General features: G+C 58.8%; 20 protein-coding genes and 1 pseudogene. 14 read left to right on the top strand and 7 right to left on the bottom strand.

The features are described from left to right. The first annotated feature begins 63 nt into the window (after positions 1 to 63). A complete protein-coding gene (locus tag WKI89_RS04280; protein ID WP_337867984.1) occupies positions 64 to 4,050 on the top strand; it encodes an alpha-amylase family glycosyl hydrolase in 3,987 nt (1,328 codons plus the stop codon). Between the two features lie 141 nt (positions 4,051 to 4,191). Here the strand turns inward: WKI89_RS04280 and WKI89_RS04275 are convergent, their stop codons facing one another. From WKI89_RS04275 to tkt, 3 genes are read right to left on the bottom strand one after another with little or no spacing between them, the layout of a single operon-like run. Continuing rightward, positions 4,192 to 5,091 (bottom strand): quinate 5-dehydrogenase, encoded by a 900-nt coding sequence (locus WKI89_RS04275; RefSeq protein WP_337867983.1) that lies wholly within the window; start codon positions 5,089 to 5,091, stop codon positions 4,192 to 4,194. A gap of 44 nt (positions 5,092 to 5,135) precedes the next feature. After that, a complete protein-coding gene (locus WKI89_RS04270; protein WP_337867982.1) occupies positions 5,136 to 5,327 on the bottom strand; it encodes a hypothetical protein in 192 nt (63 codons plus the stop codon). Next, positions 5,328 to 7,289 (bottom strand): transketolase, encoded by a 1,962-nt coding sequence (gene tkt / locus WKI89_RS04265; RefSeq protein ID WP_337867981.1) that lies wholly within the window; start codon positions 7,287 to 7,289, stop codon positions 5,328 to 5,330. A 227-nt stretch (positions 7,290 to 7,516) separates the two neighbouring features. Here tkt and WKI89_RS04260 point away from each other — a divergent pair, with 227 nt between their 5' ends. The 7 genes from WKI89_RS04260 to WKI89_RS04230 all read left to right on the top strand — a co-directional run bounded on the left by WKI89_RS04260 (position 7,517) and on the right by WKI89_RS04230 (position 15,908). Continuing rightward, entirely contained in the window at positions 7,517 to 7,630 is a 114-nt protein-coding gene (locus tag WKI89_RS04260) for a cytochrome c oxidase subunit 2A (protein WP_013014084.1), read from the top strand. Between the two features lie 3 nt (positions 7,631 to 7,633). After that, a complete protein-coding gene (locus WKI89_RS04255) occupies positions 7,634 to 8,116 on the top strand; it encodes a cytochrome C oxidase subunit II (RefSeq protein ID WP_337867980.1) in 483 nt (160 codons plus the stop codon). A gap of 13 nt (positions 8,117 to 8,129) precedes the next feature. Next, positions 8,130 to 9,812, top strand: coding sequence for a cbb3-type cytochrome c oxidase subunit I (locus WKI89_RS04250; protein ID WP_337867979.1), 1,683 nt, complete (start codon positions 8,130 to 8,132; stop codon positions 9,810 to 9,812). A gap of 189 nt (positions 9,813 to 10,001) precedes the next feature. Beyond that, positions 10,002 to 11,159: an MFS transporter gene (locus WKI89_RS04245; RefSeq protein ID WP_337867978.1), complete on the top strand. Its 1,158-nt coding sequence runs from the start codon at positions 10,002 to 10,004 to the stop codon at positions 11,157 to 11,159. Between the two features lie 68 nt (positions 11,160 to 11,227). Continuing rightward, positions 11,228 to 11,497, top strand: coding sequence for a 30S ribosomal protein S15 (gene rpsO / locus WKI89_RS04240; RefSeq protein ID WP_337867977.1), 270 nt, complete (start codon positions 11,228 to 11,230; stop codon positions 11,495 to 11,497). A 379-nt stretch (positions 11,498 to 11,876) separates the two neighbouring features. Beyond that, complete coding sequence (gene pnp, locus WKI89_RS04235; protein WP_337867976.1) at positions 11,877 to 14,021, top strand: polyribonucleotide nucleotidyltransferase; 2,145 nt, start codon at positions 11,877 to 11,879, stop codon at positions 14,019 to 14,021. Positions 14,022 to 14,177: 156 nt separating this feature from the next. Further along, positions 14,178 to 15,908, top strand: coding sequence for a ribonuclease J (locus tag WKI89_RS04230; RefSeq protein WP_337867975.1), 1,731 nt, complete (start codon positions 14,178 to 14,180; stop codon positions 15,906 to 15,908). Positions 15,909 to 16,005: 97 nt separating this feature from the next. Here the strand turns inward: WKI89_RS04230 and WKI89_RS04225 are convergent, their stop codons facing one another. The 3 genes and pseudogenes from WKI89_RS04225 to WKI89_RS04215 all read right to left on the bottom strand — a co-directional run bounded on the left by WKI89_RS04225 (position 16,006) and on the right by WKI89_RS04215 (position 17,563). Then, positions 16,006 to 16,164, bottom strand: coding sequence for a hypothetical protein (locus WKI89_RS04225; protein WP_337867974.1), 159 nt, complete (start codon positions 16,162 to 16,164; stop codon positions 16,006 to 16,008). Positions 16,165 to 16,445: 281 nt separating this feature from the next. Continuing rightward, positions 16,446 to 16,751: pseudogene (locus tag WKI89_RS04220) on the bottom strand (YigZ family protein); the annotation flags it as partial. Beyond that, a complete protein-coding gene (locus WKI89_RS04215) occupies positions 16,748 to 17,563 on the bottom strand; it encodes a shikimate dehydrogenase (protein ID WP_337867973.1) in 816 nt (271 codons plus the stop codon). The pseudogene WKI89_RS04220 and the gene WKI89_RS04215, both read right to left, overlap by 4 nt. Positions 17,564 to 17,674: 111 nt before the next feature. On the opposite strand from WKI89_RS04215, the gene WKI89_RS04210 reads away from it, so the two are divergent. Both WKI89_RS04210 and floA read left to right on the top strand, forming a co-directional pair. After that, a complete protein-coding gene (locus tag WKI89_RS04210; RefSeq protein ID WP_337867972.1) occupies positions 17,675 to 18,949 on the top strand; it encodes an NfeD family protein in 1,275 nt (424 codons plus the stop codon). A 199-nt stretch (positions 18,950 to 19,148) separates the two neighbouring features. Continuing rightward, positions 19,149 to 20,147 carry a flotillin-like protein FloA gene (floA, locus tag WKI89_RS04205; protein WP_337867971.1) on the top strand — a complete coding sequence of 333 codons (999 nt, stop codon included), beginning with the start codon at positions 19,149 to 19,151 and terminating at the stop codon, positions 20,145 to 20,147. A 438-nt stretch (positions 20,148 to 20,585) separates the two neighbouring features. Here the strand turns inward: floA and WKI89_RS04200 are convergent, their stop codons facing one another. Continuing rightward, positions 20,586 to 20,735 carry a hypothetical protein gene (locus WKI89_RS04200; RefSeq protein WP_337867970.1) on the bottom strand — a complete coding sequence of 50 codons (150 nt, stop codon included), beginning with the start codon at positions 20,733 to 20,735 and terminating at the stop codon, positions 20,586 to 20,588. A gap of 87 nt (positions 20,736 to 20,822) precedes the next feature. Here WKI89_RS04200 and WKI89_RS04195 point away from each other — a divergent pair, with 87 nt between their 5' ends. From WKI89_RS04195 to WKI89_RS04180, 4 genes are all read left to right on the top strand, one after another. Further along, entirely contained in the window at positions 20,823 to 21,812 is a 990-nt protein-coding gene (locus WKI89_RS04195; RefSeq protein WP_337867969.1) for a PhoH family protein, read from the top strand. A gap of 11 nt (positions 21,813 to 21,823) precedes the next feature. After that, positions 21,824 to 22,249: an rRNA maturation RNase YbeY gene (ybeY, locus tag WKI89_RS04190; protein ID WP_337867968.1), complete on the top strand. Its 426-nt coding sequence runs from the start codon at positions 21,824 to 21,826 to the stop codon at positions 22,247 to 22,249. 106 nt (positions 22,250 to 22,355) lie between these two features. Beyond that, positions 22,356 to 22,760: a diacylglycerol kinase gene (locus WKI89_RS04185; protein ID WP_337867967.1), complete on the top strand. Its 405-nt coding sequence runs from the start codon at positions 22,356 to 22,358 to the stop codon at positions 22,758 to 22,760. A gap of 104 nt (positions 22,761 to 22,864) precedes the next feature. Then, on the top strand, positions 22,865 to 24,241 hold the full coding sequence (locus tag WKI89_RS04180; RefSeq protein ID WP_337867966.1) for a hemolysin family protein: 1,377 nt from the start codon (positions 22,865 to 22,867) through the stop codon (positions 24,239 to 24,241). Positions 24,242 to 24,252: the final 11 nt, after the last annotated feature.

Here is a 24,252-nt window from a genome sequence, read left to right as displayed (position 1 = left end):
TCTCGAGGCCTGGCTTTTTGAATTGGGCAGTGATATAGACTTGTGGCAGAGCGGAGGGATTATATGAGCTGCTATCAGCCATACCTGGGTACTTTTGAGTTTCACGTTTCCGCTAGCGCACGCGATTTTTACCAGTTCGATCTCTCGCTGTTTTCGCTGAGTGGCAATGTGGTGTTTGCCAATTTCCAGGCTGCCCGGCGCTTCGCCGAGGCCATGAATGCCAGGCGCGATCTGGTGCGCAATCCCGAGCAGGCGGTCAGTGCCAGCCAGATTAACGCCCTGGGTCTGATTGACGAAATGCTGCACTTTGTGGTGCGGCAGTATCTGGAACAACACCCCACGGCAATGCAGCAGGCCTTGGTTGCCCTCGAGGCCAGCCTAGGCCCCGATGAGTTGGAAAAAGCCCTGCGTTCGTTTGCCACTGAATTCCCACCGATCCGGGTCTACCGGCGTGAAATCACCTTGGATGAATATCTAGCAGATACCACCGAGGGCCGTTCCAACCGTGAAGTTACGCTAGAAGAGATGCTGATGCTGTGGATGGCCAATGCCAACCCGGCCTTTAGCCCATTTGCCGAATTGTTCGATGACAGCAACCTCGAGCGCACCACCCTCTACCTGCCCATCATCGAGAATCTGGAGGCTTTCTTCGAAGGTCAGCCGGTTTTTGCCGAGACCGGCCTGAGCCTCTTCAAAACCCTGCGGCTACCCGCCTTACAGCACCCCGACTCGCTGGAAGCCCAGCTCGAGTTTTTGCTGCGCCGCTTCGCGGGAAGCTTGGGGCGCTTCTACTACCGGATGCTCATCAGCCTCGATGTGATCCGCGAGGAAGGGCGCTCATTCGCTGTACCGATTCACTTCGACCAGCCTGGTGGGGGCGGCGAGAGCGAGATGCTGGACATCCAGCGCCTGACAGCAGAACCCGAGCCCGAAGCGTTTAGCCCCGATCTGGACTGGATGCCGCGCTGTGTCCTGATCGCTAAGAACGCTTTTGTCTGGCTGGATCAGCTCTCCAAAAAGCACCGGCGAGAGATCAAAACCCTCGACCAAATTCCCGAGGAAGAACTCGACATCCTGCAAAGCTGGGGGGTGACCGGACTGTGGCTAATCGGGCTGTGGGAGCGTAGCAAGGCTTCCAAGCACATCAAGCAGATGATGGGCAACCCCGATGCGGTGGCCTCGGCTTATTCGCTCTACGACTATGTAATTGCCCAAGACCTCGGCGGCGAGGCCGCCGTAGAGGTGCTGCGGCAAAAAGCCGCCCGGCGCGGCATCCGCCTGGCCTCGGACATGGTGCCCAACCATGTGGGAATTGATGGGCGCTGGGTAATTGAGCACCCCGACTGGTTTATCAGTCTGCCCTACCCACCCTACCCCAACTACACCTTTGACGGGCCGGATTTATCGTCGGATGAGCGGGTGGGCATCTTTCTGGAAGATCATTACTACGACAAGTCCGATGCAGCCGTGGTGTTCAAGCGACTCGATCGCTGGACAGGCGATACCCGCTTCATATACCACGGCAACGACGGCACCGCCATGCCCTGGAACGACACGGCCCAGCTCAACTACCTGCTGCCCGAGGTGCGCGAGGCGGTCATCCAGACCATTCTGCACGTGGCCCGTCAGTTCCCCATCATCCGCTTCGACGCCGCCATGACCCTGGCCAAGCGCCATATCCAGCGGCTGTGGTTTCCCGAACCAGGGGGCTCGCCCTGGGGGGCTTCGATTCCCAGCCGGGCCGAGCACGCCATGACCAAAGAACAGTTCGATGCTGCCATGCCGGTGGAATTCTGGCGCGAGGTGGTAGACCGGGCAGCGGTAGAGGCTCCGGGTACGCTGTTGCTGGCCGAGGCCTTTTGGATGATGGAGGGCTATTTTGTCCGCACCCTGGGCATGCACCGGGTTTATAACTCGGCCTTCATGAACATGCTGCGCGACGAGAAGAACGCCGAGTACCGGCAGATTATGAAAAATACCCTCGAGTTCGAGCCGGAAATCCTCAAGCGCTTTGTTAATTTCCTCAACAACCCCGACGAAAAGACCGCCGTGGAGCAGTTTGGCAAGGGCGAGAAGTACTTTGGTGTCATGACCCTCTGCGCCACCCTGCCGGGCCTGCCGATGCTGGGGCACGGTCAGGTAGAGGGCTTCACCGAGCGCTATGGCATGGAGTACCGCCGGGCCTACTACGACGAGACCCCCGACCGCGGCCTGGTTGACTACCACCACCAGCAAATTTTCCCGCTGCTGAAGAAGCGCTACCTTTTTGCCGAGGTAGATAATTTTATTCTCTACGATGCCGAAGCAGGGGATGGGGTGAACGAAGATGTGTTTGTCTACTCCAACCGTGCCGGTCTCGAACGCTCGCTGGTAGCCTTCAACAACAAAAACGCTGAAGCAAGGGTTTGGATACGACGCTCGGTGGAGCAACCCTTCAAAACTGGAAGCGGGCGCGTAACCCGCCAGGTAGGCCTGGGCGAAGGGTTACATTTGAGCTTCGATCAGCGTACCTTTAGCATCTTCCGCGATCATGTCACCGGGCAGGAGTTTTTGCGCAACAACCAAGCGCTCCACGAGGAAGGACTCTACCTGGAACTCGGCCCTTACAAGCGCCAGGTTTTGCTGGACTGGCGCGAGGTCTACGATGCCGATGGCACCTTTGCCCGGCTGGCCGAAAAACTGGGCGGGCGGGGGGTGCCGAGCCTGGACGAAGCCCGGCAGGAATTGTGGCTCGAGCCTATCCACCAGCCCTTCCGTGGGTTGGTGAATCCTGCCATGTTCCGCAGGTTGTTGCAGCCTGGGGGTGAGCGGGGCGATAACCTGAAAGAAGAGGTGCAGGGCAAGCTGCTGGAACTCTACAAGGGAATTGACCAGCATTCTGCCAGCCAGCTCTCGCTGCTGCCGGTGCAGCAAGTCCTGAGGCGCCTGCAAGGCGTTTTGGGAGTTGCGCAAGACAGCGACGACCTTGTGACCAGCGGGGCGCTGCTGGGCTGGGTCTTTACCCACGGCCTCGGCAAAGCTGAGGAGAGCCGCGCTCACCTAGACGAGTGGCGCCTGGGACGGATTTTGGAGCAGACCTTCAGCGAGTTGGGTTTGGGTGAAACCGAAGCGCGGCGCTCGGTGGGCTTGACCAAGTTACTGGTTGCCTACCCCGAGCTGGCCCAAAACCCCGCTTGGGTCACCCGGCAGATGCCCCAGCTCACCCAAGACCCTGAGGTGCAGGGCTTCTTGCAGTTCAACCGCTATGGTGGGGTGGTCTACTTCAATCGCGAGGCCCACCAGGCCTGGCTCGAGGGCCTGAGCCAGATCTCACTGGCACTGGCTGCTGCCGAGGGTAAGAGACCCGCCCAGGTAGAAAAGGAGCGCAGAGCTTGGGAAGCCCTCAAAACGAAACTGGGCAAAGCCGCCGAAGCCTCTGGCTACGTGGTAGAAAAATACCTGGAGAAAATCGCCCCCAAAAACACCACAGCCCGCAAGGCCAGGCCTGGAAAAACCAAATTATCGGGTGATTCTAAAGCCGAAAAAACCAAGAGGCCGCGCAGGGCTACGGCGGGAAAGGTATCGTCTGTTCAGACGGACAAACCCGCTGAAGCGGCGGCTCCCCAAAGCGAAGTCAAGAAAACCACATCCCAGGCCAAGATCGCCAGAAGCAAGTCAGCCAGCAAAACCCCAACCAAAGTTACCGGTAAAGCCGAATCCAGGCTAAAAGCCACAACTGCGACCCGCAAACCATTAACCCAGACCGAGGTTGCTGAACCCGCAAACCCGCGCAAAAAAACCACCCGCAAGAGCTCCCAAACCCCAGACGACCTGACCCGCATCGAGGGTATAGGCCCCAAGATATCGGCTGCACTACAAGCAGCAGGCATTACCACTTTTGCCCAGCTCGCCAAGTCTAAAGAGGAAACCCTGCGATCAGCCCTGGCCGCCGCTCACCTGCGCTTCGCCCCCAGCCTGGGCACCTGGGCCAAACAGGCCGCTTATCTCGCAAAGGGCGACAAAAAGGGTTTTGCCGCCTATACCAAAAAACTCACCGCCGGACGCGAATAGGGCAATTCCCACGAATACCCAGTACAACGGTTTTTGTGGTGCTGGGTCAATTACGCTACACGGCGTGCGGCCTCATGGCGGAAACCTCGATAAATGCGTCGCCGCTGTGGGAGCAAATGGCTAAACGCCGCTACAGTCTTGCTACAACTCTGTGATCTGTGGCTTGAGGTTGAGCTTTTCGATGTACTCGAGGTAATCGGTTTCGCTCAGGGGATACTTGCCCGCCACCGCCACAATAAAGCCCTCCATCACGTTGGTACCGAAGCTGCGGCCCTCGAGGCGAGGGGTGGTGGTGATGAGCTTGGCAATGCCCCGTGCGCGCATGAACTCGATGTCCTCGGGGGTGGTGGTATTGGTCAGGATGACCTTGCCCTGCATGTTGGGCGGCATAAACCGGCGCATGAAATGCCAGTCCCCCGCTACCACGTCGGCCCACTCGAAATAGCGCTGACGCCAGTCCTGCACCTGCTTTTCCTGTTTTTCACCGGTTGGGTAAAGCCACTGAAAGGGAAGCTGGGTGATGATGGGCAGCAGGATGTAGGCGATTTTTTGCAGAAGCGACAGGCGGTAGAGCGGGATAGGCAGCCCCAGGCCAAAAATCAGGTCGCCAAAGAGCGTCCGGGCCCCCGCGGCATCCAGCGCTTCGGCCAGCCCAAAGCGATCCACGGCACTGGGAATCAGCACCTTTTTGTCTTTCCAGCCAATCTGGGGCTCGAGCAGCCGGATGGCGTTGCGCTCGAGGGTGTGCTTTAGCCCCGAGCCGTCCAGCATGGGGGTCTTTCGGGCTGCCTGGGCCATGCGCGCGGCGTCACGAAAGGTATAGCGGCGGTTACCTGCGTACACGTAGAGGTCGGCCCCGCCCAGCCCAAAGGCGTCTACCTTCCCGTCCAGCTCCTTTACCAGCTCGATGGCCTTCTCCCAGCTCCCATCGGTGCCAATGCGCTCGAGCACAAAAGTCTCCCCCAGGCTTTCTACATACACCTCGGCCCTGGAGTTGCGCTTGGACGAACCTATCGAAACACTCACGACGCGCTTGGGCATGGCTTACAGTCTACTATCGCAGTTCAAAACCACGCATCCGCGCTTCACGGCGCAGCCACCAGCCGAATCAGGCCTATCAACCCCAAGCCCACCGCCAAGGCCCACAAAAACTGCGCTGTGCGCTTACTGGCCGCGCCCTGGGCGGCTAGTGCCCAGACCAGCAAACCCAGCAGCGCAGCCCCCAGCGCCAGGGTAAAAAGCAGCGCGGGCAGGTTCGAAAGAACCGTCTGAACCATTCAAACCCCCAACAGAGATTTCACCTCGGCGGCCACCCGCTCCTTGGTGAAGCCCAGCTTGCTGTACACATCAGCATAGGGGGCGCTGGCGCCAAAGCGATCGAGCCCCACCGTTTTGTGGGCGTAGCGTTCCCAGCCCAGCGTCGTACCGGCCTCGAGGGCCAGGGTGGGCAGGCTTTTGGGCAGGATGGCCTGGCGATAGTCCTCGAGCTGGGCCTCGAAGGCCTCCCAGCAGGGCAGCGAGACCACCCGCACCGGTATCCCCTCGGCGGCCAGCAGTTGCTGGGCTTCCAGCGCCAGCGCCACCTCCGAGCCGGTCGCCACAATCGCAGCTTTGGGGTTTTGCACGTTGGAGAGGATGTAACCGCCGCGCTCCACCCCCTTGGGGCGCACCTCGGCCAGCACCGGCAGGGCTTGGCGGGTCAGGATCAGGGCCGTGGGGCCGTCGGTGCGCTCCAAAGCCATCTTCCAGGCCACTGCGGTCTCGGTCGCATCGGCAGGGCGGATCACCCACAGGTTGGGGATGGCCCGCAGGCTCATTACGTGCTCGATGGGCTGATGGGTGGGGCCGTCCTCCCCTACCGCAATCGAGTCGTGGGTGAAAACAAAGGTAGTTGGAATGCCCATAATCGCGGCCATGCGGATGGCCGGGCGCATGTAGTCCGAAAAAACCAGAAAGGTGCCCCCGTACGGGCGCAGCGCGCGGCTTAGGGCGATGCCGTTCATGGCCGCGCCCATAGCGTGTTCCCGCACCCCGTAGCGGATGTACCGCCCGCCGGGGTTGCCCTGGCCAAAGTCGGTCATATCGGGGGTGCGGGTGTTGTTGGAGGGGGTGAGGTCGGCAGAACCGCCCACCAGCTCGGGCAACACTGGAACCAGCTTTTCCAGCACTTTACCGGAGGCCGCGCGGGTAGCCAGCTTCTCTCCGGCGCTAAAGCTGGGGAGATGGGCTTCCCAGCCCTGCGGGAGCTCACGGCGCAGGCGGCGCTGGAACTCGGCAGCTTGCTCGGGGTGGGTCTGGGTGTAGGCCTCGAGTTTGCTCTGCCACTCTGCCTGAACTTGAGCCCCCTTCGAGATGGCTTGCCGATAGTCGGCATAGACCTCCTCAGGTACTACAAAGGGTTCGTGGGGCCAGCCCAAGGCCTGCCGGGTAGCCGCCACTTTCTCGGGCCCCATGGCATCGGAGTGGGCTTTGTGGTGTCCCGCCAGGGGTGAGCCAAAGCCGATAATCGAGCGCACCGAAATCAGGCTGGGGCGGGGGTCGGCCTGGGCTTCGCGCAAGGCGGCCCGGATGGCCTCGAGGTCTTCTCCCTGCACCTCCCGCACCACGTGCCAGCCGTAGGCCTCGTAGCGCTTCAGACGGTCTTCAGTAAAAGCCAACTCGGTATTTCCATCTATAGAAACATCGTTGTCGTCGTAGAGCACAATCAGCTTGCCCAGCCGCAGGTGCCCGGCCAGCGAAGAGGCCTCCCCGCTCACCCCCTCCATCAAATCGCCATCGGAAGCGATCACATAGGTATAGTGCTCGGCAATATCCCCAAACTCGGCCACCAGCTTGCGCTCCGCAATGGCCATCCCGACCGCAGTAGCAATGCCTTGGCCCAGCGGGCCCGTAGTGGTCTCGACCCCCACCGTATGGTGATACTCGGGGTGGCCGGGCGTCTTGGAATCCCACTGGCGGAAACGTTTGAGCTCCTCCATCGGCAGGTCGTAGCCGGTCAGGTGCAACAGGGCATAGAGCAGCATCGAGCCATGCCCTGCCGAGAGTACAAAGCGGTCTCGAGCCGGCCAGTTGGGGTCTTTGGGGTTGTGCTTCAAAAACTCCGTCCACAGCACATACGCCGCCGGGGCCATGCCCATCGGCATCCCTGGGTGGCCGGATTTGGCCTGCTCGACCGCGTCCAGCGCCAGCATGCGGATGGCATCAATGGAGGCTTTTGCAACGGGGGGTATCTGGGTCATACCCTGCAATCATACCGTTTTGAGGTCTTTTTACCGAGTATGCGCGGTGCGTTTGCTGCCATACGTTGATTCGAGCGTTAGCAAAACCATCCCGTCGAAAGACATTTCAAAAAGACAATCTCTTCGAGTTTTTGGTCTTTATTGAATCCGGCCAGGGGGACATTTTTCCCTAGGACACATGTCCTCTAATCAAGTTCTTAGACTCTCCCAAAGGGGGAAGCAGTCCTATGGAAGAAAAAGAACAACGACCCATTGGAGCTTTGTTGGTTGTCGGCGTGGTCACGGTCTTTATCCTGGCCTTTTGGTTTTTCCATTTTTTCATGCACCTTGCGAGGGGATAAGACATGGAACACCAGGAACACATCATCGAGCGCTACGAGCGGGCCTGGATCCTCTTCGGCCTGGCCATGATTACGGTTTTCATCATCCTGATTGGCTACATGATGCTCACCATGGGCAATACCAACCCGGTCGGTGCCGGCCGGATTGACGCCACCAAGGTGCGCACCGAGGGCGACTTCGCCAACCCCCGTGTCGAGCAGGTAGGCGACGAGTACGTGGCCTATGTGCAGGCCTTTGCCTTTGGCTACCTGCCGGCGGAGATGCGGTTCAAGGTAGGCAAGAAGGTGACCTTCTATATCACCTCGCCGGACGTGCAACACAGCTTCCACGTGCACAACACCAACATCAACGTACAGGTGATTCCCGGAGAGATCGCCAAGGTTAGTTTTACCTTCACGCAACCCGGTGAGTATCCCATAATCTGCAACGAATACTGCGGCATCGGCCACGCCAACATGATCAGCAAGCTCATAGTGGAGCCATAAAAGGAGCATTTGGATGGCAGTCAAATCCTTTCCCAAAATTGACGTTTACACGGGTGCACCCGAAAAGAAGTATGCCCTGTACATGATGATGCTAGGCTTTGCAGCTCTGGCCCTGGGCACGCTTTTTGGTCCTTTACAAGCCTTCAACTACGGTGGCCTGGATCTGTACCCCCTGCTTAAGCCGGTTTTTCAAAACTACTACCAGGGTCTGAGCCTCCACGGGGTGCTCAATGCCATTGTGTTTACCCAGCTTTTTGCCCAGGCCATCATGGTCTACTTGCCGGCCCGAGAGCTGGGTCTACGGCCCAACATGACCCTGGCCTGGGTCTCGTTCTGGATGGCGCTGGGTGGGTTGCTCCTGGCCGCCGTGCCCCTGCTGCTCAACGAAGCCTCGGTGCTCTACACCTTCTACGCCCCCCTCAAGGCGCACTGGGCCTTCTATGTGGGCGCGGCCATTTTTGTGCTCTCGAGCTACGTAAGCATCTACCTGGTGCTGGAGATGTGGGCCCGCTGGCGCAAGGCCAACCCGGGCAAAATCACCCCCCTGGCCACCTTCATGGCCGTTACCTTCTGGCTGATGTGGTTCCTGGCCAGCCTGGGGCTGGTGGTGGAGGCGCTGTTTCTGATCGCCTGGTCGTTTGGCCTAGTGGCCGGGGTAGACCCCCTGCTCATGCGCACCCTGTTCTGGTACACTGGCCACCCCATCGTCTATTTCTGGCTGCTGCCCGCCTATACCCTGGCCTACATAACCTTGCCCAAGCTGGCCGGGGGCAAGCTGGTCTCCGACCCTCTTTCCAGGCTGGTATTCATCCTCTTCCTGCTGTTCTCGGTGCCGGTGGGTTTCCACCACCAGTTCTCCGACCCTGGCATCGCCCCCTACTGGAAGATGATCCACACCGTATTGACCATGTTTGTGGCGGTTCCCAGCCTGATCACCGCCTTTACCATTGCGGCTTCGCTCGAGGTCGCGGGGCGTGCCAACGGGGGTAAAGGCCTGCTGGGCTGGATCGGGGCCCTACCCTGGAACAACCCCACCGTGCTGGCCTTCTTGCTGGGTTTCCTGGCCTTCATCCCAGGCGGGGCCGGCGGTATGGTCAATGCCAGCTTTAACCTGAACCAAAACGTGCACAACACCGTCTGGATTCCCGGCCACTTCCACCTGCAAGTAGGCACCCTGGTCACCATGGCAGCTATGGGCACGGCTTTTTGGCTCATTCCCCATCTGACTGGCAAGCCACTGGTGGCTCGTGGTATGGCCCTGGCCTCGCAGTGGCTGTGGTTCATCGGCATGTTCATCATGACCTTTGCCTTGCACTGGATGGGCTTCCTCTATGCTATCCCGCGCCGTGCACACATTTCAGGCAGCCCCATCGCCATGGAGGCCTACAAAGAAAGCTCGGCCTGGATGGTCTTGAACATCGTATCTGGCATCATTCTGCTAATTGCTGCCATCTTGTTCTTCTACGTGATCTTCGCCACTGCCTTACAAAACCGCCGCGACCCCAGCCAGGTAATGGCTGAAGTGCCTTTCACCCAAGTCATCTCCAAGCCGGAAGGCAGCAGCTTGGCTTTGCTGACCGAACGGGTCTGGTTCTGGTTTGGCATCGCGGTGGTGCTGGTGTTGCTGGCTTATGGCCCGGTTCTCTTCCAAATGTTCACCAACATGAATCCCGTGCCGGGTCAGCGGCTCTGGTAGCTTCCCCCTTTTCAGAAGAATGCCCCTGGGTATAGCCAGGGGCATTCTTCGGTTATGTGCGAGTTAGAGCGGTTCTCGCAAAGAACCCAGCAATCCTCAAAAAGTCAAAAAACTTGTGCTCAACTCGTTTTTTACCGCTAGTCCTGGCGGCAAAATAGAGGGAGCCGCGATAGGCGTAGATTGTAGCTGATGAAGAAACTACCCCCCGCAGTATATGTTCTGGGTGCAGTAAGTTTTTTTACGGACATTGCCTCCGAGATGGTCTACCCGCTGCTCCCGCTGTTTCTAACCGGGGTTTTGGGTGCTTCCACTACGGTGGTGGGGTTGGTGGAAGGCATTGCCGAGTCCACAGCCAGTCTGTTTAAGGTGGTAGGGGGGCGGATCTCCGACCGGATAGCAGCCAGGAAACCACTAATCCTATTGGGCTATGGCTTCCCGACCCTGCTACGACCCATACTGGCCCTCGCGATGGCACCCTGGCAGGTGCTGGCTTACCGCTTCTTGGATCGGGTGGGCAAAGGGCTTCGCACGGCCCCCAGGGATGCCCTGATTGCAGAAACGGTAGACCAGGACAGCTATGGGCGGGCCTACGGGTTTCACCGTGCCATGGACAGCCTGGGGGCAACCATTGGGCCGCTGCTGGCCTTTTTACTTCTACCATTGCTGGACTTCCGGGGGGTTTTCTGGGTTTCGGCCATTCCGGCTCTTTTGGCCACCCTGGTCATCCTGTTCTTTTTACGAGAGAAGCGAGGCCAGGCCAGGCCCCTTCCGCCCCTTCGACTATCGGCTTTTTCCCTTCGCTATCGCTGGTTCTTGCTGGTAACGGGCGTGGCAACGCTGGGGCTTTCTTCCAACGCTTTCCTAATCCTGCGCCTGAACGACCTAGGGCTCAGTGCTGTCCAGGCCACTTTGGTTTACACCGCATATAACCTGCTCTACGCCCTGATGGCTTATCCGTTGGGGTCGCTGGCCGACCGGGTGGGGGCTCGAGCCCTGGTGATGCTGGGCTTTACCACCTACGCCTTGGTGTACCTGGGGTTCGGGCTCAGCAGCGTCGGCTGGCAGGGCATTCTTTTGTTCTTGCTATATGCACTGTATAGTGCGGCTTTTGAAGGCAGCAGCCGGGCTTATCTGGCTCAGATTATTCCGACAACCGAAAAAGCCAGCGCCATTGGGCTCTACCACACCCTGGTGGGTTTGCTCCTGTTTCCGGCTAGCACCCTATTTGGTTTTTTATGGCAGCATTTTGGCTCCAGTGTGGCTTTTTTTACCACATCCGCCCTTGCCTTCTTAGCCGTGATCTTATTTTGGCTTGACCCAACGTCTAGGCGCGGCTATACTTCTTAGTTGGCTCCATCCTGAGCCAAGAGGAAGCCCCGGTCAGCGGACTGCGGCTCACCCGACAAGGAGACAAAATGCCTTTTACCAAAGCAGATAAAGCCAGCGTTATTGAGAAGCACGCCCACAATGCAGGTGATACCGGTTCGACTGAAGTGCAGGTGGCATTGCTAACTGAACGCATCAACCGCCTTTCCTCCCACCTGACCGCCAACAACAATGATGTGGCAGCCAAGCGTGGTTTGTTGACCCTGGTGGGTCAGCGTAAGCGAATGCTGAGCTACCTGGAAAACAAGGATAAAGCTCGCTACAAGGCCCTGATCGAAAAGCTTGGGCTACGAAAATGAAGTACTTCCGGGGGCAACCCCGGACATTATCTATCGTGTACAATGTATTTGACTCGGTAGCTGGGGCTACGGCTTGGCTCCGCCGAAAGTTTGTAAATATGCCCAATCGCCTCGAGACGCTTATTGCGGGGCGCATCATCCTAAATATGTATCCATCTGCACTTCGTCCCCTTCGCGTCCGTAGTGAGCGCCTCGAGACGCTTATTGCGGGGCGCATCATCCTAAATATGTATCCATCTGCACTTTGTCCCCTTCGCGTCCGTAGTGAGCGCCTCGAATATCGCAGCTCCAACCCAGCAGGTTTGCAATTGGAGTGGGGGCTTTCTAATTCCAGCCTACCAGCGTACCCAGCGCTTTATCTGGGCCATCAGGAGTTAACATGAACGAAGAAAATCCGATACCCCAAGGCAGGCGCTATAGCGTGGACGTGGGGGGCCGTACCCTGACGATTGAGACTGGAAAATATGCCAAGCACGTCTCTGGCTCGGTTTGGGTGAGCTATGGCGAGACGGTGGTGATGGCGACTGCCCAAGCCTCCGAGGCCCCTATTCAAGCAGACTTCTTGCCTCTGACGGTGGAGTTTGAAGAACGGCATTATGCTGTAGGGCGCATCCCTGGTAGTTTCATGCGGCGCGAAGGGAGGCCGGGCGAGAAAGCAATTCTCTCGGCCCGCCTGACCGACCGCCCCATCCGGCCCCTTTTCCCCAAGGGCTTCCGGCACGAGGTACAGGTTCTGCTAACCGTGCTTTCCGCTGACCAAGAAAATACGCCGGACATCCTGGGGCCGATTGCTGCCAGTGCGGCCCTGATGCTCTCCAACATCCCCTGGGATGGGCCGATCGCCTCGGTGCGGGTAGGCTTGCAGGAAGGCCGTCTGGTGCTCAACCCGGTAGCCCAGGAAGACAGCCAGCTCGACCTAGTTGTGGCTGGCTCCAAAGACGCCATCATCATGGTGGAGGCGGGTGCGCAGGAGGTCTCGGAAGACCAGTTGGTGCAAGCCCTCGAGTTTGCCCACCGGGCCATACAGCCCATTCTGGAGTTGCAAGAGCAGATGCGCTTAGAACTGGGCAAGGAAAAGTTTGCCCATGTCCCTCCTGCCAAACTGGATGCAGATACCCAAGCTGCCCTGTACCAGCGGGCTATCGAGAAGGGGCTCTCGAGCGTCTTGCAAACCGCTTCCAAGGGCGAGCGCTCGGAAGCCCTAGAGGCTTTTAGTGAAGGCATAATTGACGAGTTTGTGCCCAGCCGCGAGGATGGCTCAGTGGATGTCGAGCGGCGCAAACTAGTGGCCGAAGGCTTCGATGAGGTGGTGAAAAAGGAGTTGCGCCGACTGGTTTTGCAAGACAATAAGCGGGCTGATGGCCGCACCCCCCAGCAGGTTCGGCCCATCTGGATCGAGAGCAACGTGCTGCCAAAACCCCACGGCTCGGCCATTTTCAGCCGTGGCGAAACCCAGGTGCTGGGTGTGGTCACGCTGGGCACCGGGCGCGATGCCCAGCTTGTAGATGATCTCGGCATCGAAACCGAAGACCCCTTCTTGGTGCATTACAACTTTCCCCCTTATTCCACCGGCGAGGTCAAACGCCTGCGCGGGGTGAGCCGCCGCGAAGTAGGCCACGGCAACCTAGCCAAGCGTGGCCTGCGGGCCGTACTACCCTCCAAGGAAGAATTTCCCTATACCATCCGGGTGGTGGGGGATGTCTTGGAGTCCAACGGTTCTTCCAGCATGGCTACGGTCTGTGCGGGCTGTCTGGCCCTGCTGGATGCTGGGGTTCCGCTCAAGAAGCACGTGGCCGGCGTGGCGATGGGCCTGGTCAAGGAGGGCGACCAGTCGGTGGTACTAACTGACATCCTGGGACTGGAAGATGCGCTGGGCGATATGGACTTCAAGGTCACCGGTACCCGCGACGGGGTGACGGCCCTCCAGATGGACATCAAGATTAAGGGTCTGACCCCCGAAATCATGCGGACTGCTTTGTATCAGGCCCGCGAGGCACGCTTGCACATCCTGGGTTTGATGGAAGCAGCCATGCCCCAGCACCGCCCGGAGATGAAGCCACAAGTACCGCGCATCCTGACGCTCAAAATCAACCCCGAGAAAATCGGGGGGATCATCGGGCCTGGCGGGAAGAACATACGTGCCCTGGAAGAGCTGGGTGTGGAAATTGACATCGAACAAGACGGCACCATCCGGCTCTACAGTGCCAATGGAGCTGCTGCTGAAGAGGCCAAGGCCCGCATCCTGGGACAGACCGCCGAGGCCAAGCTGGGCGAAATCTACGAGGGCAAAGTTACGCGCATCACCAACTTTGGAGCCTTCATCGAAATTCTACCGGGTAAGGATGGCCTGCTGCACATCAGCCAACTCGCCCAGGGGCGGGTCGAGAGGGTCGAAGACGTGCTCAAGCTAGGCGACAAGATCAAAGTCAAGGTCAACAAGATTGACGAGCAGGGGCGGGTAGATCTAATTCGTCCAGAACTCGAGGGTCTGGTTGCCCCCCGTAAACCTCCGATCAAACGCTGATTTACCGACTTTCCTAAGCCGTGTTGGCGAATATTGGGTTGCGTATAGATAGAGCTCAAATCCGCAGACCGCTTACGCCGTTAGGTGCCATCGGACTGAGCCATGGCCTAGCCAAACCCGTTCCCCAATCCGTTATATCCATTGAGTGGAGTAACCATGAACGACAACCCACCCTTTAGCCGTCCCAGGGGGCCGCGCAAGCGGCAAGAGCGACCCAAGCCCAAGGGGCCGCTCATCTTGGGCAAACCCAATGGTGCCGTCGAGATCATCTTTTTAGGTGGTACGGGTGAGATCGGCAAAAACATCACCGCTGTCCGTTTTGAAGACGAGATGTTCATCATTGACGGGGGCTTAGCCTTTCCAGATGAGCGCATGCTAGGCGTGGACATCGTCATTCCGCGCATAGACTATCTGATACAAAACAAAGACCTCATCAAAGGCTGGGTGCTCACCCACGGCCACGAAGACCATATTGGAGCCTTGCCCTATTTGTTTCCCCAGTTACCACGGATACCTGTCTATGGGGCCAAACTCACCCTGGGACTGGTCAAGGGCAAGCTCGAGGAATTCGGGCTCAATTTGGGGGAATACAATTTCAAAGAGGTCTCCCCCGATGATCGCATCAACATGGGACGTTACTTCCAGCTCGATTTGTTCCGGATGACCCATTCCATCCCCGACAATTTCGGCATGGTAATCCATAGCCCCATCGGTAAAATCGTACATACTGGCGATTTTAAGCTCGACGAGCGCCCGATTGATGGCAAGACCTCCCACCTGGAAAAAATAGCCCAGGCCGGTACCGAGGGCGTGTTGTGCCTTATTGCCGACTCCACCAATGGCGAGCGCCCCGGCATCACGCCCTCCGAAACCGAGGTAGCCCAGGAGCTGGACAAGGTGATCGGAGCCGCTAGAGGGCGTATCTTCGTGACCACTTTTGCCTCGCACATTCACCGTATTCAGTCGGTGGTGACTGCGGGGGAAAAGTATGGGCGCAAGATTGCGGTGGAGGGGCGCTCGATGCTCAAGTACGCCCGCATCGCACTCGAGCTGGGCTACTTCCAGCAAAAAGACCGCTTCTATACCTTGGATGAAATAAAGGACCTGCCCGACGAGCAGGTGCTGGTCATCACCACCGGCTCGCAGGGACAGCCCGAAGCCGTGCTGGCCCGTCTGGCCGCTGGAAACCACGCCAAAATGACCATCCAGGAGGGGGATACAGTCATCTTGAGCAGCAGTCCTATTCCGGGCAACGAAGAGGCGGTCAACACCGTTATCAACCAGCTTTATGCCCTGGGGGCCTATGTTTTCTATCCCCCCCGTTACCGGGTGCATGCTTCAGGCCATGCCAGCCACGAAGAGCTCAAGACAGTGCTGAACCTGGCCAGACCGAAATTCTTGCTCCCCTGGCACGGCGAAATACGTCACCAGGTCAACTTTAAGTGGCTAGCGCAGAGCATCCCCCAACCGCCCGAAAAAATCCTAATCCCCGAGAATGGCCGTGTTATCAAGCTCACCGCCAACAACATCGAGTTTGATGGCAAGGTTCCCCACGGCCAGCTCTACGTGGATGGACTGGGTGTAGGCGATATTACCGATGAAATCCTGGAAGACCGCAACCACATGGCCGCCGAGGGTGTGGTCATCATTACCGCGCTGGTCAGCCGCGAGCCACTGGTCGAGGTCATTTCCAAGGGGTTTGTCAAAGCCGGGGAGCGCCTGCTGGGCGAGGTGCGCAAGATGGCGATGGAATCGCTTTACAAGGGGGTGCGGGAAAAGAGACGCCTCGAGGAGATCCGCGACGACATCTACTACCCGGTCAAAAAATTCATCGCCAAGAACACTGGCCGCAATCCGGTTATTCTGCCCATCGTGATCGAAGGTTGATGCTCGTCAATGCGAGCATTGCGCCCTCTACAGATGTTTTTCGGGTCTGCGAGCAAGCCCATGCATACAAAAGAGCTTGGTATTTCCTGAAACTACCCTAGTTCTCGAAGTGTTCCAGCACCCGTAAGCTTGCACGGCCTCGAGTCAGGTCGCGCACCTGTTCTTGAAATCGGGACAGCCTGTCCTCTTCCAAGATGAGCACAAAACACACCCCGACTTCGTTGTAGGTCTCCAGTTCGCGCTCGAGGCCTTCCATCAAGTGAAACAAAGTGTTGCTAAACTCGAACGGGACTTGAAGTTCACAACGCGCCCTGGGGACAATTGCTCGCTTGGGGGCTTGCCTTAGGCATTCCGAGGCCACCCCCCATAAGCCCGCACCAGCCCTCCGGCCCCCAGTTTGAAACGCATTTCGGTAGTATCGTTCACTTTGACAAGCCTAAACGATACTTCCGAAATGCTTTTCTACTCCCTTTGGTCGGCTTGAATCCTTCACCTCCGACTGCGTCCAACGGTGAAGGATTCAAGCGGAAACGGTATGACACCCCCAAAGTAGCGGGTAACCACCACCATCACCCCCTCCAGACCCTGCCCTTCAATGGCGCTGAGGATGGGACGTCCTGCGGTTCCGGCAGGTTCACCATCGTCGGTAAAGCGGTACAGGGGGCCAATCTTGTAGGCCCAGCAGTTGTGGGTGGCGTTGAGATCACGAATCGTCTGCAAAAAAGTCTGGGCCTGCTCGGGGCTGATGACCGGCGCAGCGCGGGCCACAAAGCGTGAGTGCTTGATCTCCACCTCAAGGCTAAATGGCCCCTGCAAGGTGGTTTTAGCCCTCGGCTCGCTCATAGGTTGGCTGTTTCACCCAGCCCAGCCCTGGCCGCTTCATACATGACCCTTATATCCGCCTTGACCCCAGTCCAGAGCTCGAAAGCCAGCGCCCCCTGCCAGACCAGCATCGGCAAGCCTCCCAGGGTGGGCAGTCCCGCCCGCTGCGCGTCCTGCATCAATCGGGTGTTGGAGGGGACATAGACAATGTCCACCACCACCCCTTCACGCGGCAGCAGGCCCTCGGGCAAGGGGGAGCTCTGGGGGTCTTTTAAGCCTACACTGGTTGTATTGATCAGTAGGTCGCAACTTTTCACGGCCGCTTCCAACAAAGGGCGCGAAACCAGGTGTAAACCAAAGGTCTCACACAACTCTTTGGCCCGTTCTAGCGTGCGGTTGTAGATGGCGACGTGCACCCCTTCTTCTTTCAGGGCATAGGCAATCGCCCTGGCTGCCCCCCCTGCCCCCAGTACCAGGGCTTTCTTGTTGCGGTAGGAAATGCCCGCTTCGTCCAGACCAGAGATAAAGCCCATAGCGTCGGTGTTATAGCCAATCAGCCGATGCTCATGGCACAAAATGGTATTGACGGCGCCAATGGCCCGAGCTTCCGGACTCAGTTCGTCTAGGTAAGGCAGCACAGTCTCTTTATGCGGGATTGTCACATTGACCCCCGCATACTCCCGCCTGATTTCCTGCAAACGCGCCCGCAAAAACGGGGGGGGTGTTTCCAGCGCTTTATACGAGCCCTCGAGCCCTGCCGCCTTCAGGGCGGCTTCCTGCATCAAGGGTGAAAGGGAATGCGCTACTGGAAATCCAATCAAACCAAGTTTCACGAACGGATTCTACGCTCCCCAGGGCTATTCGCCAAAGCCTAAAAAGTCTGCGGAACCCCATCCCCCTTCACATTACACTCCCCGAGGCGCGGCTTGCTAAGATAAATATTGGTGAGAAACTTACTTTTCGCCCTCCTGTTGGTCGCCTCCATGGCGCAGGCTAAAACCTACATCATCCCCATCGAGGGGACGATAGATGGGCCGCTGGCTACTTTCATAGAGCAGTCCCTCGAGCAGGCCGAACGCGAAGGGGCCAGTGGGGTGGTTTTCAAAGTCAATACCCCTGGCGGGCGCGTGGATGCCGCCATCCGCATCACCGACCGTATCCTGGCCTCCACCCTGCCCACCCTGGCCGTGGTCGAAAATGCCTTTTCCGCCGGTGCGCTGATTTCCCTGGCAGCCCAGCAGATCATGATGCTCCCCGGCTCCAATATCGGGGCGGCACTGCCCATCACGGTCACACCGGTAGTGGGCAACGCCACGGCAGCCGACCGCAAGGTGATCTCGGCGCTGAAGGGCAAGTTTCGGGCTGTGGCCGAAGCCCGCAACCGCCCGGCTAACATCGCCGAGGCCATGGTGGATCCCGAAGTGGAAGTTCGGGGCATCACCACCAAAGGCGAGCCCCTCACCCTCTCGGCCAAAAAGGCTGTGGAGCTCAAGGTGGCCGATGCCGAGGTGGCCAGCCTACGGGCCGCCCTCGAGAAAGCCGGTTTCAACACCGATACCCAAGAGCTTCAACCCGGCCCCCAGGTACGGGTGGCCCGTTTCCTGACCGACCCCACCATTGCGGCCATTCTGCTGGCGGTGGGTGTCCTGGGGCTGGTGCTGGAGTTTTTCACCCCCGGAACCTTTATCCCTGCAATTATCGGTCTGACCTCCCTGGGCCTATTCTTTCTGGGGGGCTACCTGGCGGGCCTTTCCAGCGCACTCACCATCATCTTGCTCTTTGGCGGGTTGTTGCTGGTGGTTTTTGAACTGTTTGTGACCCCAGGTTTTGGCGTTCCCGGCCTGTTGGGCCTGGGCCTGATTGGGGCTTCAATCTATTTCACCTTTGGGGACGAAGCTTTACAGGTAGGTTCATACGCCATCATCGGACTGGCAGTGGGTTTGTTCTTGATGTTTCGTTTTCTGCCCAGGGTGCGGGTTGCGCGGCCTTTTGTACTCAGCAGCGCCGTGGAGGAAGTGGCACCACCTAAAAACGAGTTAGAAGCCCTGCTCGGAGCCATTGGCAGTGCTCTCACCGACCTACGTCCCGCGGGCACAGCACAGTTTGGCGACCGCCGCGTAGATGTGGTGACTTCGGGTGAGTTTATTGATCGGGGTCAAAGCATCCGGGTTATCGAGGTCGAAGGCCCCAGGGTGGTGGTTCGCAAGGTTGAGACTTAGGTTGTGCCAGTCCCAAAGCAGTGGATGTGATTTTTGCTTAAGCATGATCTATGGCAGCCCATCATGCCAAACCACCAATCCTGAGGGGCGAGTTTCTCGTAGCGTACCTCTTTTTGGTACAGTACCGAGGATGTACGCTTGTGGGGCAAGTTTGCAGGTTCAAAGGTGCGAATGAATAGTTGATACCAAGGAGGACTTCATGGAGTTTGGAGCTTTAATCATCGCAGGCTTGGCTTTGTTAGCAGTCTTCATGTTCTTTTACCTGGTGCCCGTACCGCTGTGGATTACAGCGCTGTTCTCGGGCGTCAACGTGGCGCTCACAGCCTTGGTGGGGATGCGTTTCCGAAGAATTCCGCCCGCCAAGATTGTCAACCCGATGATCAAGGCTTTCAAGGCCGGTATTCCGGTGGAAACAGCCAAGCTCGAGGCCCAGTTTCTGGCTGGCGGTAACGTAGACCGCGTAGTGGACGCGCTGATCGCTGCCGACAAGGCCGGCATCAAGCTCAACTTCGACCGTGCCGCCGCCATTGACCTAGCGGGCCGCGATGTGCTGGACGCAGTGCGGCTTTCGGTTAACCCCAAGGTCATTACCAGCCCTATGGTAGCGGGTATGGCCCAGGATGGCATCCAGTTGCTGGCTACGGCCCGCATTACGGTACGGGCCAACATAGATCGCCTGGTGGGGGGTGCTGGGGAAGAAACCATCGTGGCCCGGGTGGGTGAAGGCATTGTGGCCTCCATTGGTCAGAGCATGGATCACAAACAAGTGTTGGAGCAGCCCGACCGCATTTCCAAGACCGTGCTGGCCAAGGGCTTGGACGCTGGCACTGCTTTTGAGATCCTCTCGGTGGATATCGCCGAAGTGGACGTGGGTAAAAACATTGGAGCCCAGCTCCGCACCGACCAGGCCGAAGCCGATAAGAAAATTGCCCAGGCCAAGGCTGAAGAGCGCCGCGCCATGGCGGTCGCAGTCGAACAAGAAAACACCGCTCTGGTCGAGGCTATGCGGGCAAAGTTGGTCGAGGCCCAGGCAGCCGTACCGTTGGGTTTGGCCGAAGCCCTGCGCAACGGTCGCCTTGGGGTTATGGACTACTACCAACTAAAGAATATTGAAGCCGACACAGATATGCGCGAGTCCATCAGCAAGGCCAGCGGTGGTAGCACCCCCGAGGGTGGGCCCAGCGGCACTCAGCGCTAGAGGGCGTAACCCAAAATGACGATGCAGCAGGGGGTAGTGCGGGGAAGCAGCGGGGAGGGATCAAAATAAACCAACGACTATTTTTCGCCCCCCGCTTGCTCCTCACCTTGGCGCAAGGCGCTACCCCTGCCCATACCCGGAGGGTCACATGGGTTTAGATGATCTCTTAGGCCTGTTGTTTTTGTTCTTCTTTATTGTGCTGCCAGCGTTGCAGGGCTTGTTGCGGCGGGGACGACAAATGCCCCCAGATTTCGAGCCCGATGAAATCCCACTGCCCGGCGAAGAGCGCCGCCCGCCTGCGCAGCAAACGAGGACATCACCGACCCAGTCCAGCGCACCTTCGGCTACGCCCGCCCGCCCGCCTACATCCTCAGCCCCTCCGCCGCGCCCACCCACCAGCACGCCACCCCCTCGACCCCTGGTAAGCCAGCCTTCCAGTCAGCCACCCAAGGCCAAACCCCCCGCGGCAAAGCGCCCCAAAACCCTCGAGGAGATCGAACGCGAACGCCTGGCCCGCGCGGGGTCGCGCCCGGCACAAGAGCCAGCCCGGCCAGCCCCTCCAGCGGCCAAACCCAAGACCAAATCCACAGAGCAGTGGGAGTTTTCGGCTACGCCTCGTGCTATCCTGAACGGTATGGTTTGGCATCAAGTGTTGGCCGAACCCAGGAGTCAATATTGGAGAAGAGTACGCAAACCAAAGCGATAATCCCCCTACGCTCGCCCCAAGAAGCCCTGGCCCTGCTGGGCCACGGTGACAAACACCTCAAAACCCTGCGCAAGCTGCTCCCGGCTCAGTTGGTCGTACGCGGTCAGGAGGTACAGATTGCGGGCAACCCCGACGAAGTGCGGCTGGCCGAGCGGGTGGTGCGTGACCTGGTCACGCTGGTTCGTCAGGGTGCCGAGATTGATGCTGGAACCCTCGAGCAGGTCATCCTGGTTGCCGAGAATGGGCAGTCGCTGCCGGTCGAGACCGCGACCCCCGCCCTTGGCCACGAGCTCACCTTGCCCGGAAGGCTCAAACCCAAAACCCCGGGCCAGCGGCAGTATGTGGAGGCCATCAGCAGCCATGACATCACCTTCGGCATCGGCCCTGCCGGAACTGGTAAGACCTATCTGGCCGTCGCCATGGCGGTGGCTTTCCTCAAAGCCAAGAAAATCAAACGGATCATCCTGACCCGCCCGGCGGTGGAGGCCGGGGAGCGCCTGGGCTTTTTGCCAGGCGACCTCCAAGCCAAAATTGACCCCTATCTGCGCCCCCTCTATGACGCGATTTTCGACATGATTGACGCCGAGCGCTTCGATCAGTACATCCAGTCGGGGGTCATCGAGGTGGCCCCACTGGCCTTTATGAGGGGCAGAACCTTAAATGACGCTTTTATCATCCTGGATGAGGCCCAGAACACCACCCCCGAGCAGATGAAGATGTTTCTGACCCGCATGGGCTTCAATAGCCGGGTAGTCATCACCGGCGACATCACCCAAATTGACCTGCCCAAAGCGCAAAAAAGCGGACTGATCGAGGCCATGCGGATTCTCAAGGGCATCCAGGGGATCGCCCAGCAACGTTTTTTAGAGTCCGATGTGGTGCGCCACCCGCTGGTAGCCCGGATCATCAAGGCCTATGAGTTCCACGAGCACGAGAGCGAACGTCCCTCGGAGCGTTGAGCCGGTATGTCATGGCACAGGTGGATCTGGTCACTCACACCCGAGTACCCAGGGGCCTAGGCCCCCAGGTGGGCAAGGCTCTGCAACGTCTTCTGGCTGAACTGGGCCAGAGTGACAAAACCCTGACCGTCATTCTGACCGACGATGCCGAAATTCGGGCGCTCAAACAGCAGCACTGGGGCGAGGACGCCCCCACCGATGTGCTGTCTTTTCCGACCTACGAGCCGGGCGATTCTTTCATACCCCCGCACCTGGGGGATATTGTGATCAGCCTCGAGACCGCCCAGCGCCAAGCCGAGCAACTAGGCCACAGCCTGCCACACGAGGTCAAGGTGCTGGCCGCCCATTCCCTATGGCACCTGCTCGGGCACGACCACCGCAGTGAAGCCGAATGGGAGGGGTTCCATCGGGTTCAGCAGCGAATCCTCGAGCTCTAGGGTCGGATAAGCTGAGGTTGTGGTATGTTGCAAGTCTTGGGTTTGTGTCTAGAGCCGCCGGATTCCCCTAACGGCCCTGCGACACAACCTGATCCCCCCTGAAACCATGCCCACCTTGACTCCTCCGCCCAAGCCCGGTTCCGATCCCCTCCCCCTGCGGGGCCTGCGTGCCTCGTTTGCCTATGCCTGGGCTGGGGTTCGGTTGGCCTGGAAAAGCCAGCGAAACTTTCGGCTCGAGGTCTACATCGGGGCCCTAGCCCTGGCGCTGGCCCTCTGGTTGCAGGTTAATCTCGTGCTGATTTTGCTACTTATCGCCTTGGTATTGGGGTTGGAATTGCTCAACACCGCCCTCGAGGCCGTGGTAGACCTGGTCTCACCCAACTATCATCCGCTGGCCAAAGCCGCCAAGGACGTTGCGGCAGCGGGGGTTCTGGTTGTCAGCGGAATTGCTGCACTGATCGGGTTTCTATTGTTTCTACCGCCGCTTGTGAGCCGCTTGGGGCTGTGGTAAACTTCCGTTCAGTAGCGTATGGACTCCCCTTCCAAACGTAGCCGTGGCATTGCCCTGGAGCGCTCCGGGGCGAGTTAGTTTTGGATAGGCCGGACGCGAACCGTATGGAAAGTATCGCTGGCAGTTTTGGAATCATCGTTCTCCTCATCCTGATCAATGCTTTTTTTGTTGCCGCCGAGTTCTCGCTCGTCGCGATCCGGCGCAGCCGCGTAGAACAAATGGCCGAAAGCGGCTCTTGGCAAGGCCACTTGCTCAAGCAAGCCATAGCTAAGCTGGACACCTACATTGCCACCACCCAGCTTGGCATCACCGCTACCAACCTGATTCTTGGCGCCTTTGGCGAACCATACGTGACCCGGCTGATTATGGCGGGCATCGCCGCTATCTTTGGGCAAACCCAAGCCTCGCTGGCCGCGGAAAGCAGCCTGCTATCTACCGTTGGTTTTGCCATTTCGGTTATCGTCATCACTTTTGTAACGGTGCTTTTTGGCGAACTGATCCCCAAGGGCATCGCCCTCCAGCGCACCGAGCAGGTCGCCGGCGTCACCATCCTGCCGCTGAATATCTTTCAGCGCCTCACCGCCCCCCTGGTATGGCTGTTTAGCCGCAGCGGCAACTTCTTCCTGAGGCTGATGGGCTTGAAGGAAGCGCCCTCCCACTCGATGGTGGGCTCGGCAGAGGAACTCAAGCTGATTGTGGAGGCCTCGTCCAAAGAAGGGGTGCTCGACGAGAGCGAAGGCGAGATTATCAGCCAGATTCTGGATCTGGAAGAGACCCCGGTGCGCTCGATCATGGTTCCTCGGGTGGATATGGTGGCCATCTCGGCGGATGCCACCTTGCGCGAGTTTTGGAATACCGTCCGCGAACACCGCTATTCCAGGGTTCCGGTCTACCGCGATACCATTGATAACATCATCGGGGTGGCCTATGCCAAGGACCTGCTCGAGTACAGCGGCCCGGTGATGGACACCTCCAAGGTGAGCAGCATCTGCCACCCGGCCTATTTTGTACCCGAGACCATGGGGGCACGGGAGCTGCTGCGCGAGATGCGCCGGCGTAAAACCCACATGGCCATTGTGGTGGACGAGTTCAAAGGCACCGCGGGTTTGATTACGCTGGAAGACATCATCGAGGAAATCATCGGGGAGATCTACGACGAGTCCGACGAGGAGGAGGCCGCCCCCGTGCAGGAGGTCTCAGAAGGGGTCTTCATGCTGGATGCCTCGATTCCGCTGGAGGATGCCTCCGAAAGGCTGGGCATCCAACTCCCCGAGGGCGAGTACGACACCCTTTCCGGCTTCTTGATGAACGAGTTTGGGCATATTCCCGAGGTGGGGGAGAAACTCGAGTTCGGCGGCTTTGAGTTCACCGTCGAGACCGCCGACCCCAGGGGCATCGAGCGGGTGCGTGCCCAGAAGAAAACCCCCCAGCCCAGCGACGACGAGACCCCCAGCGAGTCACTCACATCCGAGGAGGCCTAGGAACGTGCACA

The organism is Meiothermus sp. (genome assembly GCF_037443965.1).
Classification (GTDB): domain Bacteria; phylum Deinococcota; class Deinococci; order Deinococcales; family Thermaceae; genus Meiothermus.
The sequence above is the reverse complement of the archived record's forward strand: the minus strand, read 5'-3'. Positions and strand labels throughout refer to the sequence as shown.